Genomic DNA, 12,582 nt, shown 5'->3' on the forward strand with positions numbered 1-12,582 from the left:
ATTGTCCGAGGGTGACGCACCATTGACGAACGTCAAGCCTCCAGCCAGAGCACCTGTTCTGGTGTCAGCTTGATATCCAGCGCCGAGAGGCTGTCCTCAAGCTCCGCAATCGTGCGTGGCCCGATCAGCGGGATAACCGGGAAAGGTTGCGCGATCACATAGGCCAAGGCGATATGGATCGGGCTTCGGCCTAGGTCCTTGCCCAGTTGGATGGCCCTGTCGCGCCGTTCGAAGTTACGATCAGAATACCAGACGCGCACGATTTCCTCGTCATCGCGTTTGTCGCGCCCCGCTCTTTCCGTGAAAAAGCCTCGGCCTTGGCTCGACCATGCGAAATTCGGAATCTGTCGCTCTTTCTGCCACTCTTTCCAACCGTCATCGGATGCAGCAACGCAACCGGCCCAGATCGGGTCCAGCATTTCCGCAAGTGAAAAATTGTTGGAAAGTGCTGCTGGTGCTGCCTTGCCGTTCTTCTGCGCATAAGCCGCTGCCTCGTCCATCCGCTCGCGCGTCCAGTTGGAGCCGCCGAAGATTCCCCGAATACGGCCACGTTTTACTTCGGAGTCCATCGCATCCACAAACTCGCCCACCGGCACAACGGTGTTGTCGCGGTGCATGAAGTAGATGTCGACATAATCGGTTTTCAGCCGCTCCAGCGATTGATCGAGCTGCTTTGCAATCATATCCGGGTAGCAGAGCGGCGAGTGGGCACCCTTGCCGATGACGACGATCTCTTCGCGCGGCACGTTTCGGCTGGTGTGCCAGTCTCCGAAAATGCTTTCCGTCTTGCCGCCGCCATAGACATAAGCCGTGTCGAACAGATTGCCCCCAGCCTCATAGAACGTGTCGAGCGTCAGCGATGCGGAAGCGAAATTCGGGAAGAACTCAAACCCAAGCGCCACCACCGAAGCTGGCTTGGAAACGCCTGGAATCGTGCGCTTAGGTACAGTGCTGCCCGCAACAACGGTGCCACCGACAATATTCGAAACGCGCTTGGCAGAGGTTTCGACACCATACTCAAGACCAACAGAGTGACGCCATTGATCCATGACGCGCAGGTTGCCGAGGCTATCGGCCCAGCTCATGCCGGGATAAGCAAATTCCGCTTTTCCAGCACGAATGGCCTCACCTGCGGCATCGACCTCGAAGGAGTAAAGCCAGCCATCTTCACGCACGTCTACGGTCTGCCGGTCATTGCCCTTGATGATGTCGATCTTGCCAACGCCGCCCTGATGACCGGAGGCGAACCAGAAATCTTCCACCTGAATGCGGCCTTGCGAGCCGATGATGCGTAGCACATTGTCCTGCTGCGCCATGATGGAGCATGAGACTTCCGCGACGATGCCGTTGGGAAATTTCAGCACGGCGGATGCCCATTCATCCACCCCGGACTGACCGAGATGCGCGACACCGGATACTTTTTCCGGCTCCAGAACCGGCTTGTCTGCAACGGCCCCGGCAATGAGGCGGGCCATCGAGACGGGATAGCCGCCGACATCGAGAATGCCACCACCGGCGGCATCATTGGCAAACAAACGGTGTTCTGGTTTGAAGCCGCCCATGTTGAAGCCGAAACTGCTGCGAATGATACGGACCTCCCCGATCACCCCGCTTTTGACGAGCTCGACAATTTTCGCCGTCTGTGGGTGCAGCCGGTACATATAGGCCTCACCAGCAAAAACCCCGGCTTTCTTCGCCTCATGGAAGACAGCGTCAGCGTCATAGGCCGAAAGCGCAATCGGCTTTTCCACCAACACATGTTTGCCAGCGCGCACCGCCTTGATCGCCCATTCGGCATGGCCGGTGTGAGGGGTTGCAATATAGACGGCATCGACTTCAGGATCGCTAAGCAAGGCATCGTAACCATGAACGATGCGAGCGCCGACAAACCCGTCCCCAAGACCTGGCTTATCAGGATTGCGGCTGGCGATTGCCACGAGCTTTCCGGTTTTTGAATGAGCAACGCCATCGGCAAACGTGCGGGCGATTGTTCCGGGGCCGATAATACCCCAACGGATGGGTTGAACGTCAGTCATGATAGATCCTCATTGGATGGTCTTGGAATAGTCTTCAGCGCAGACGAGCGCCCGCGCTGTCAAAAAGGAAAGTCTTGTTGGCGAAAAGTCCGACGGTCAGGTGTTGCTGATCGTTGGAATGTCGGGATTCCGGCCGCTCGATAATCATTGGCGTATCACCGGCCATACGCGCATAGACGTAGCTCGTGTTGCCCAGATGCTCTGCTACGTCGATCTCGACCGTCAGATCGGCATCGCCTTGGCCAGCCTCACCGAAATGCTCTGGCCTGATGCCCAGAACAACCTCGCTTCCGTCCGCGATCTGCGATTTCAGTGGAAGCACGAGTTGCACACCGGCACCGCCAGCCAAACGCACGGTAACTCCGTCAGCTGTTTGACCGACGACGTTGCCGGGCAGGAAATTCATCTTGGGCGAGCCGACGAAACCGGCGACGAAACGGTTGGCGGGGTCATCGTAAAGATCGAGCGGCGCACCGACCTGCTCGATATGCCCTGCTCTCAGCACCACGATCTTGTCGGCAAGCGTCATCGCCTCCGTCTGGTCATGGGTGACGTAGATCATCGTCGTGCCAAGTTGCTTGTGAAGTCGTGAAATCTCCACCCGCATCTGCACACGCAGTTCTGCATCGAGGTTCGATAGCGGCTCATCGAACAGGAAGACACGAGGTTGGCGCACGATGGCGCGACCAATGGCAACACGTTGCCTCTGGCCGCCCGAGAGCTGCTTGGGCGTTCGGTGAATCAACTCGTTGATCTGCAATATGTCGGCGGCACGGCGCACACGCTGCTCCGTATCGGCTTTCGGATTGCCGTTCATCCGCAGGCCGAAGGAAAGGTTTTCTTCGACCGTCATATGCGGATAAAGCGCGTAGGACTGAAACACCATGGCAATGCCACGATCCGTCGGCTCGGCATCATTGACAACCTTGCCACCGATACTGATCTCACCCCCGGAGATATCCTCCAGCCCCGCAATCATGCGAAGAAGGGTGGACTTGCCGCAGCCCGAAGGGCCGACAAAGACGACGAATTCGCCATCGGCAATCTCCAGATCGGCACCGTGGATGACCTTCAGGGCTCCGTAACGTTTGACGACATTTTTAAGCGATAATTCCGCCATGAGGTTCCTCCCGGATTACTTGACGGCACCGGCAGAAATGCCGGCGATGAAATGGCGCTGCAACAGCACGAAGATGACGAGAATAGGGGCGGTCAAAAGCATTGCGCCCGACATGATGCCGCCCCAGGAGACTTTAGTCAGGCCGATGAGAGTTCCCAACGCCACCGGCGCCGTCATCATACCCGGTTTCGAATTGACCAGCAGCGGCCATAGATAATTGTTCCATGATGCAAGGAAGAGGATGATCGACAATGCTGCCATGGTTGGCCGTGCCAGCGGCAGGGCGATGCGCAGGAAAATCTGCCATTCCTTGACGCCTTCGACACGCGCAGCATCGAACAGTTCGCTTGGCATCATCGAAAATGACTGACGCATAAAGAGAACGCCGAGTGAGTTGAACAGTGGCGGTACGATCAGCGCGACCCAAGTATTGGCGAGTTTGAACTCCCGCGCCACCATGATGAACTGCGGAATGACGACGACCGCATAGGGCAAGGTGATGGTACCCAGAATGATGGCAACGACGACCGAACGTCCGGCAAAGCGGTAACGCGCCAGCGCCCAGCCCGCCATGGATGTCAGCATCACCGACAGCACCGTGTAGATGATCGCCACGCCGATGGAGATGAACAGGGCGCGTAGAAAATCCGTATCGGCCTGAAGGTTACGGAAGTTTTCCAGAAAATGTGTCGATGGCAGCAACTCGATGTCAGGGCTGAAAATGCCGTAATCGGGCATGGTGGAGAAGACGAACATCATCCAGATGGGAAACAGCCAGATGATGGCGAGTGGTGTCAAAGCGGCATGGAGCGCAATTTTCTGCCACAGGGCGGATTTGGACTTGGATCTCATTTCGCTTCCCTCCCGATCCATAGGTTGAACAGCGAGATGGCGACGGCAAGCGCCGCGACTGTATAGGCAATAGCCGATGCGTAGCCGAAGTTCAGGGAGGTGAAGCCTTGGCGGTACAGGAAAATACCCAGTGTTTCGGTCGCACCGCCGGGCCCACCACGGTTGGTGATGAGGAAAGGTTCAGTGAACAGCTGCATGGTTCCGATAACGGATAGCACCACGCAAAACATGATGATGGGTTTCAACAGTGGCAAAGTGATGTGAAAAAACTGCTGGCGTCTGCTGACATTGTCCAGCCTTGCCGCCTCGTACACATCGCCCGGAATAGACTGGAGCCCAGCCAGAAGGATGATGGCGTTATAGCCCGCCCACCGCCACGTCACCGCAATGATGATGAGCGCCATGGCAGCCGTGGAATTGTCAAACCATGCGACGGGCGGCAGCCCGACGGATGTGATCAGCTTATTGATGATGCCGAAATCGGTGCTGAACATCAGCCGGAAGACAGCGGCATAGGCAACTTCCCCGACAACGACGGGCGCGAAAAATGCGAAGCGGAAAAGCGGGCGCGCTTTCAAGAGCGGCGAATTCAGCAGCACTGCCATAACCGTGGCGAGCGCAATCATCACCGGAACCTGAACGACCAGAATAACGAGCGTGTTCTGCAGGGCGTTATAGAAAGCCGGATCGCCGACCAGCCGCCCCCAGTTCATCGACGGCGCATAGCGCCAGGGGTTGACGCGCGTATTCTGGAACGACAGCAGAAACGAATTGATGATCGGCCATAGCCAGAACGTCGCGAAGATGAGCAAATACGGGGCAAGGAACGCATAGGCGACCCTATTGCGCAAAGGCATATCGACCTCACAAAGCCAGAGGGGATGATGGGAGCCGGACGCCCTTGACAAGAGCGCCCGGCAACGGTCGGCCTGGGAGACTATTCAGCGATCGGAACACCTGTCGCGGTTTCAATCTGCTTGGCGGCATCGTCAAGTGCAGCCTTTGCATCGGGAAATCCGCCTGCAAGGTATTTGGTCTGGGTTACGCGGTAGATACCTTCCGCATCCGACTGGAAAGCCGTGCCACGGCTAGGTACGATTTTCGGAAGCGTGGCGAGAATATCAGACCAGACGGCCTGCCCACCCCAATAGGGTTGCGGCTCCTTGACGAACGGGTCTTTGTCAGCAGTCAGCAGCGATGGAACGAGGCCGAAAGATTTCAGCATCGTAACCTGACCCTCATTGGTCAGAAGCGCATAGTCGATGAACTTCCAGGCTGCTTCCTTGTGTTGCGACGCGGAGCTTATCGCCAGTGACGAACCGCCGAGATTGGCCGCATGTGGGCCATCGGCTGTCAGGCTGGGCATGGTATAGACGCCCCATTTCCCAGCTAGATCCGGCGAGCCTGAGCGAACCGTGCCCTCAAACCATCCGCCATACATCTGCGTTGCGACTTTTCCAGACGTGTTGGACTGGATTTTTTCATCCCAGATAGCAGCCGTGATAATGCCCGCGTCCTTCATCTGCTTGAGCTTTTCAAGCGTCGCAACGCAAGCAGGCTGGTTGATGGTAATGCTCTGACCATCGGTCGAAAAGTAACCGCATCCCTGTTCGTTGGCGATCATGCGGAACCATTCGCTATCGCCGTTGAAATCTGCCTGCGTCATGACAGTACCGGGATTGGCTTGCATGACCTTCTTGCCAGCGGCAATAAAGTCATCCCAGGTTTTGATCGTCGCGGGGTCGACGCCTGCCTTCTCGTAGAAATCACGACGGTAGAACATCGCGACAGGACCAGAGTCCCATGGCACGGAATAGGCGACGCCATCCACCTCAAGCTCTGTCCGCTTGAAGTCCGGAAATAGAGCCTGTTTCTCGGGCGTGTAGCCAAGCTTCGTCGCATCAGTGAAGCAATCGGGGAAGCGGTTCCAGAAAACCTCCGCCTCAAAATTTTCAACGGTCACGATGTCAGGCAGGCCTTCGCCACCAGCAGCACAGGCCGCAAGCGACTTGTCGTATACTTGGCTGTTTCCCAGATCCTGAACATCGACTTTGATATCGGGATATTTCTTGTTGAAACCCTCAAGCGTGGATTTCAGAGCGGATGCTGCAACGTTCCAGCTCCAGATCGTAATTGTCGTAGATTGCGCGGCAGCAGGTGTTGCGGCTAGAAGCGCGAGCGAAACCGACGCGCCGATAAATTTAAAATTCATTGAAAACCTCCCTTTTCAATTGCCGTCCTCCAACGACACGGGCAGATTAGCGGCGCAAAGAAATCTGTCTCGTAAAAAGGGAACATGGATTTGGCGGAAAGTAAGATACTTGAAGCAGCAACGTACCAACCAGGTGCCAGTACCATCGAGGGGTCACCGACCAAGCTGCAGTTCTTTCAAGCGCATCCCGCCATCATGCTCATGCCGCACTGGCACGCGCAGGTCGAGGTGAACTACGTCATTTCAGGCCATGTTCATTACCGGATGGGCGACCATGCGTTGCGACTGGAAGCCGGGCAGATGTGCATCTTCTGGGGTGGGCAGGCCCACCAGATGGACCAGTCTTCCGATGACTCTTTCTATGCCGGCGCCCATCTGCCGCTCGTGCATTTCTTTCGTATGCGTCTGCCGGTGTCGGTATCCAGTATGCTGATGGGTGGCGCGACCATGCTGACATCGGTCACCGATAAATCAGACGAGGAAAATTTCGCCCGTTGGCACCGCTATGTCAGTTCTGGTGATCCGCAAAAGTCTGAAAACGCCGTGGAGGAGCTGCTTTTGCGGGTGGAGCGAATGTTTCTGGAGCCGTATTCAGTGGTCACCAGTCCGTCGCGAGAGGAACAGCCCAGCAACACGGACGGCTATCATTCATTGAGTGTAGTACGGATGTGTGACTTCATTGCTGCCAATTTTCTGGAAGATATAGACGCCACCGATATTGCCCGCTCCGCCAGCCTGCATCCAAAATACGCGATGAACCTGTTTCGCAAATCGACCGGCATGACGCTGATCAAATATCTGACCTTGCTGCGGCTTTCGCGCGCCCAGGCCATGCTGATCAAGGACAACGACAACATACTGCATGTCGCCATGGAAAGCGGCTTCGGTTCCGTCAGCGCTTTCAACAAAGCCTTCCGTCAAGTCGCGGGAATGTCGCCCTCGGACTTCCGTCGCGACACGAGAATCAGCATCGTATGATATACTCAAGCATATGAATTATAATGCTTTTTTTAAGCGATTCATCCGCCACACAGGCCGTCGTTAATCCTTAACAAAATTTAACTATTGCTAGTGCCATAAAGATGGCTATTTTCCTGCTGCGTTGCAGCATGAACTCTCCTTACGCGACGCTGTCGCATGAAATGCCGGTGAACCTGATGGACCCCGGCTCCATTCAATGTCCATTCCAGGGAGATTATTATGACTATATCTATTTCTCATCCAGATTACAGTGACCAGACGCATGCACCATTTGCAGAGAAAATCGCAGTTGCCAGAAAAAGCTCGGGCTACACGGTCGAGCAACTGGCAATTACCTGCGGACTGACGACGCAGGAAATCGATGCGCTCGAAAACGGCACGGACAGCAATCCGTCGCACATTCAGCGCGTGGCGGCGGCTTTGCAAATTCCGGTCTCCGACGTCGTTTGACCATATGCCCTCGATAGTCGAGGGATTTTTTCGCCCGTCATTCGTAAGGACCAGTGCCTTGAGAAGACGGGCGAAACAATAAACGTTTCAATCTACCCCTTCAAAACATCCTCACAATTTACCACATGCGAAGCGCATCAGCTCTGACCTGTGGGAAAATCATGACAGAAGCAACTCACGCTAGCCTGTCCCTCAATCGCGTACCGACCCCGCCCTGGCCATCCCAGCCTTACGAGATATTGAACTGGCTGGTTCTCGAGACCCACGATCAGCGCTTCATCGACAATATTTTCGTCGAACTGTGCCAACGGCTGAATGAAGCAGGCGTCTCCGTTGCCAGAGCATCTTTGAATTTCATGGTCGAGCATCCCCAATGGCGCGGTGCCAGGATTTTGTGGCTGAAAGGTCGAACAGACGTCGAGTTTTCTACATATGCCTACGGCACAGAAGACACGGCAGAGTATCGCAACAGCCCGATCCATGAAATCCATTCGGGTGCAGATGAACTGCGCTACCGGCTGGATACTCCGCCAACAGAATCCGAACCTTCCATCTATGCCGATCTTCGCGCGGAAGGGCTGACGGAATATTGCGCCTGGCCGTTGAAGCACACCTTCGGCAAACGCCATGTCGTTACCTTTTCCAGCAATCAGCCGGGTGGCTTCACCGACGCGGAAATTGAGATGCTGAGAAGCCTCATTCCGGCGATTTCTCTGGTTTCGGAAATTCGCCTCAAAAACCGCATAGCCCGCACCTTGCTGGAAACCTATGTCGGCCCGCACGCCAGTCAGGCCATTCTGGATGGCGCCACGCGCCGGGGCAGCGGCACAACGGTCGGCGCAGCAATCCTGATCTGCGACCTGCGCGATTTTACGCACATATCGGACCTTTGGCCGCGAGACGATGTCATCGAACTTCTGAACGGCTACTTCGATGCCATGTCAGAGCCTATCGAGAAATTCGGTGGCGAAATCCTGAAGTTCATGGGTGACGGTTTGCTGGCAATTTTTCCGCTGAGCGATCCCGATGCCTGCACCAACCTGCTTTCGGCAATCGGAGAAGCACAAACCCACCTCAAGACCTTGAACGAAGACAATATTGCCCGTGGTCACGATCCCCTGGGGTATGGCATCGGTGTGCATGTCGGTGATGTCATGTATGGCAATATCGGCTCGAAAAGCCGGCTGGACTTCACCGTCATCGGCCCTGCCGTCAACATAGCGTCGCGTCTGGAAAGCTTGACCAAACTGATCAAGCGACCGGTTTTGATGTCTGAGCAATTCGTCAGCATGGCAGGCGGGCCTGCAAATTTCGAAAGCATTGGAGCACAGACACTGAGAGGTCTCGAAACCCCGATCAATGTCTATGCCTTGCGGACCTAGGCTTTGACTTTTACACTCGCCTCTTTACGCCTTAGAGAGACGATCAGCGTAAAATCGAAATGCTAGACGGGGACTGATTTCGTTGACTGACCAGGCGGAAGCACAGACTGCTCCCACGAAAAGAATGCTGACATGGGTTCGCAATTCAACGATCTACCGGCTGGAGCGCCGAATGATGACCGAGCGCCAATTGTTCGACGCCATCACGCGCAAGGCAAAGCAGAAATTCGAGGACATCACCCCGGAGCAGATTGAAGCCCTCGCCCATGCCGCAGTAAAATTCGCCTATGACATCAAGGCGTTGGATGACGTCGCTTATGCCGAAAGTGCAACCCGTTCGGCCATTCGCAGCGGCAAGTCACGACGGGCGATAGCCCAGAAGCTCAGCATCAAAGGCGTCAGCAAGGACATCACCGAACAGGCTCTGGTCGATAAGGACGATCTCTATTCCGCCGTCATCATGGCGCGGAAACGTCGCTTTGGGCCATTTCGCCGTGACGAGCCTGATGAAAAGCGCATGCAAAAGGAAATCTCCTCCTTCGCGCGCAATGGCTACAGTTTCGAAATCGCCAACAGGGTCTATAAAATGAGCCTTGAGGACGCAGAAGAGGTTCTGGATCAAAACCCGCTTTAGATTACTGCGGGGCCGGGACGGTTTTCAGATAGGCTATCAGGTCATCGATCTCGCTGTCGCTCCAAAGTCCAAAAAAGCGCATCGAAGTGCCGGGAACGGTTTTCTTCGGGCTGTAGAGAAATGCGTGCAATTTCTCTTCCGTCCATACAAGTCCGCCGCCTCCGGCCTCCGTCATCGCTGGGGAATATTTATAGTCGGAAACGGTTCCGGCAGGCCTTCCGACGACGCCCATTAGATGCGGGCCGAGGCGTGTGCGAGGATGGTCTATGCTGTGGCATGCGGAACACTTGCTGAAAGCACGCTCTCCGCGTTCGGCATCCCCTTCCGCCCAAGATTGCGACACGGGCAGCAAGAGGCATAATGCAGTCAAAAATCTCAACATCACCGCACTCCACCTGAAAGGTCCGGAAAACAAAACGCCCTTCTCGTCATAATACGAAAAGGGCGTTTCATTGAATGCGTCAGATTGACCTGATGCCAATCAGCCGTTGACTGGGTTCAGCGTCACGGACGTGCCAGTTGCTGCAAGGTTGAGGCCAACCTGACCAGCAACGCTCACTGTCTGAAGCTGGATGGAACCGGCGGTTCCGCCAACCAGAATGTTCGCACCGACGCCCAGACCAACTGTGGCTTCAGCTGTTGCGCCCTGATAGAGGCCGCCCAGCGAACCACGGTGATATCCGGCTGTTGGAGCGAATACAGCCCAGACAAGACGACCCTGCGTGGTAAAGCCAAGGTCTACGCCCATCTTGCGGATAGCGCCAGAATAGTGGTCCGTACGGCGTGCACCAACGGTCGACTGGAATGTGCACTCAAGCTCTTTGGAGGAGCCGATAACGTAACCCACACCGCCACCGACGTCACATGTCAGGTAGCCGATCTTGACGCCATTGCGGTCGTCCTCGTCCTGATACACAGCGGAAGAGCGGGCGAGATCTGCGGCAATGGCGCTGGCAGTGCCGCAGAGGCCGAGAATCATCGCTGCGAAAGTTACGGCAAAAGCTTTTTTCATTGATTTTTCTCCTGTTAGATTCTTGACCCGCGGCAGCCCTTTGCCCTTTTCGGATTATGAATGACGCTGCTTTAACGCTCTTTCTGGAAAATCGATCCATAGCGATGGTCAAGTCAGCGAAAACTGGGCGTTCGTGTCAAGAACTGTCTGTGCAGCTAGAAGCGTATTGAGGCACAGTTAGGGCGCTTCATCCGCTTCAAGAGCGGTGGCCTACGCAATTAGAAGCCCGGGCGGGTTACGCCCGGGCTGCAACAGCTCCTCACTCGCGTTTGTAGTCATCCTGCAAACGAATGATGTCGTCCTCTCCGAAATACGAGCCCGTCTGGATTTCGATGAGCTCGAGCGGGATCTGACCTTCATTGGCAAGACGGTGAGGCTTGCCAATGGGGATGTAAACAGACTCGTTTTCGGTCAGCAGCCGCGTTTCTTCGTCAATCGTCACAGTTGCGGTCCCGCGCACGACGATCCAGTGTTCGGAACGGTGATAATGCTGCTGCAGCGAAATTCTGTGACCCGGCTCCACCTTCAGGTGACTGACACGGTACCGTGGCCCGGAGTCGGTCTGTTCTATATGGCCCCAGGGGCGATAAGCACGTTTGTGAATTTCCGTCTTGCGCGAATGGTCGCTCGACTTCAAAGCCTCGACTAGGCCTTTGACGCTCTGGACCCTGTCCTTCGGCGTGACCAGAACCGCATCTTTCGTGGCCACCACAACCAGATCCTTCGCGCCTACCACCGTGGTCAGGATGCTACTGGAGTGGATCAGGCAACCTTCGGAATCGATGAAGATGCCCTGTCCTTCGACAGCGTTGCCGTTCTCCTGCTTGTCTGCAATCTCCCAGATCGCGTCCCAGCTGCCGATATCGGACCAGCGGAAATGACCGCGCACCACAGCCATGCGCTTTGTGTTTTCAATGACGGCGTAGTCGATGGAGTTTTTCGGCGATGCCTCGAAACTCTCTTTGTGAAGACGCACAAATCCTAGGTCGGTCTCGTGCTCATCGACCGAACGGGTAACCGCTTCGAGTATTTCCGGCACGTAAGCCTTGAGTTCGGCAATCATGACATCGGAGCGAAACAGAAAGTTGCCGGAGTTCCAGAGATAACCCTTCTCGACATAGGATATGGCGGTCTCTTCGTCGGGCTTTTCCACGAAGGCTTCCACGACACAGAGGTCTTCATTGCCGTCTATCGATGGGCCGGGGTTGATATATCCGTAAGACGTGCGGGGCTCCGTCGGTGTCAGACCAAAGACAACGATATTGCCCTGCTCCGCCGCGCTAGCGCCCAGTTTGACCGCCTCTGAGAACTTGTCGTTATCGAGCACCACATGGTCGGCCGCCAACGCCAGAACCAGCGAACCCGGCTCACGGCGCTCTGCCAGCACCGCGGCAGCGGCCATGGCGGCGGCACTGTCACGGCGTGCGGGTTCCAGTACGACGGTTGCGGTAAGGTCGATTTCCTCTGCCTGTCTGCGCGCAAAGAAACGAAAATCCTCGTTGGTTATGACGAGTGGTTCGCCGTAGAGGGCTTCATCATTCACGCGCTGCAATGTTTGCTGATAGGTGGACAAGTTCCCCACCAAAGGCTGAAACTGCTTCGGCAACTGATCGCGTGACACAGGCCACAATCTCGATCCCGCCCCGCCTGCCAGAAGAACAGGGATAATCTTTCTTGTCTGTGCGTTCACGTCTTCACCTTTCATATTCCACTCATCATGCTCTATGGCCCTTCAGCAAACATGTGTGATCACGAATTACAGATCGCCACAACCATTTGCTGTATCGAATTCAACGATCACGTGTCCACCGGCCCCTTGACCAACGGCAATGAACGCTCGTGGTTCCGAAATTTCAGGCCAGCTAATCGATTGAAGCGTTCGGAACCACCATGTTTTGTTGGA

Annotated in this window: 12 protein-coding genes; 4 read left to right on the plus strand and 8 right to left on the minus strand. The window is 55.6% G+C overall.

All coding sequences use genetic code 11. The features are described from left to right. Positions 1-32: 32 nt before the first annotated feature. From ATO67_RS08455 to ATO67_RS08475, 5 genes are all read right to left on the minus strand, one after another. Positions 33-2,036 (minus strand): aldo/keto reductase, encoded by a 2,004-nt coding sequence (locus ATO67_RS08455; RefSeq protein ID WP_067646825.1) that lies wholly within the window; start codon positions 2,034-2,036, stop codon positions 33-35. Between the two features lie 34 nt (positions 2,037-2,070). Beyond that, positions 2,071-3,156 carry an ABC transporter ATP-binding protein gene (locus tag ATO67_RS08460; protein WP_067646828.1) on the minus strand — a complete coding sequence of 362 codons (1,086 nt, stop codon included), beginning with the start codon at positions 3,154-3,156 and terminating at the stop codon, positions 2,071-2,073. 15 nt (positions 3,157-3,171) lie between these two features. Then, positions 3,172-4,008: a carbohydrate ABC transporter permease gene (locus ATO67_RS08465; RefSeq protein ID WP_067646831.1), complete on the minus strand. Its 837-nt coding sequence runs from the start codon at positions 4,006-4,008 to the stop codon at positions 3,172-3,174. After that, complete coding sequence (locus ATO67_RS08470; RefSeq protein ID WP_067646834.1) at positions 4,005-4,865, minus strand: carbohydrate ABC transporter permease; 861 nt, start codon at positions 4,863-4,865, stop codon at positions 4,005-4,007. The genes ATO67_RS08465 and ATO67_RS08470 overlap by 4 nt, the downstream gene beginning before the upstream one ends. 80 nt (positions 4,866-4,945) lie before the next feature. Next, the gene (locus ATO67_RS08475) at positions 4,946-6,220 is read right to left on the minus strand and encodes an ABC transporter substrate-binding protein (RefSeq protein WP_067646836.1); all 1,275 of its coding nucleotides are present in this window, start codon (positions 6,218-6,220) and stop codon (positions 4,946-4,948) included. 84 nt (positions 6,221-6,304) lie between these two features. Between ATO67_RS08475 and ATO67_RS08480 the strand changes: the two genes are divergently transcribed. From ATO67_RS08480 to recX, 4 genes are all read left to right on the plus strand, one after another. Beyond that, positions 6,305-7,198, plus strand: a complete 894-nt coding sequence (locus ATO67_RS08480) for a helix-turn-helix domain-containing protein (RefSeq protein ID WP_067646839.1) — start codon at positions 6,305-6,307, stop codon at positions 7,196-7,198. Positions 7,199-7,420: 222 nt separating this feature from the next. Further along, positions 7,421-7,651, plus strand: coding sequence for a helix-turn-helix domain-containing protein (locus ATO67_RS08485; RefSeq protein WP_067646842.1), 231 nt, complete (start codon positions 7,421-7,423; stop codon positions 7,649-7,651). Positions 7,652-7,812: 161 nt separating this feature from the next. Then, on the plus strand, positions 7,813-9,033 hold the full coding sequence (locus ATO67_RS08490) for an adenylate/guanylate cyclase domain-containing protein (protein ID WP_067646844.1): 1,221 nt from the start codon (positions 7,813-7,815) through the stop codon (positions 9,031-9,033). An 82-nt stretch (positions 9,034-9,115) separates the two neighbouring features. After that, positions 9,116-9,667: a recombination regulator RecX gene (gene recX / locus ATO67_RS08495; protein ID WP_067646846.1), complete on the plus strand. Its 552-nt coding sequence runs from the start codon at positions 9,116-9,118 to the stop codon at positions 9,665-9,667. 1 nt (position 9,668) lies between these two features. Here the strand turns inward: recX and ATO67_RS08500 are convergent, their stop codons facing one another. From ATO67_RS08500 to ATO67_RS08510, 3 genes are all read right to left on the minus strand, one after another. After that, entirely contained in the window at positions 9,669-10,049 is a 381-nt protein-coding gene (locus tag ATO67_RS08500) for a c-type cytochrome (RefSeq protein WP_067647317.1), read from the minus strand. Positions 10,050-10,148: 99 nt separating this feature from the next. Then, positions 10,149-10,679 (minus strand): DUF992 domain-containing protein, encoded by a 531-nt coding sequence (locus ATO67_RS08505; protein WP_067646848.1) that lies wholly within the window; start codon positions 10,677-10,679, stop codon positions 10,149-10,151. 259 nt (positions 10,680-10,938) lie between these two features. Continuing rightward, positions 10,939-12,369 (minus strand): mannose-1-phosphate guanylyltransferase/mannose-6-phosphate isomerase, encoded by a 1,431-nt coding sequence (locus ATO67_RS08510; protein WP_103088431.1) that lies wholly within the window; start codon positions 12,367-12,369, stop codon positions 10,939-10,941. Positions 12,370-12,582 lie beyond the last annotated feature (213 nt).

The sequence above is a fragment of the Agrobacterium bohemicum genome, assembly GCF_001562555.1.
Taxonomy (GTDB): domain Bacteria; phylum Pseudomonadota; class Alphaproteobacteria; order Rhizobiales; family Rhizobiaceae; genus Agrobacterium; species Agrobacterium bohemicum.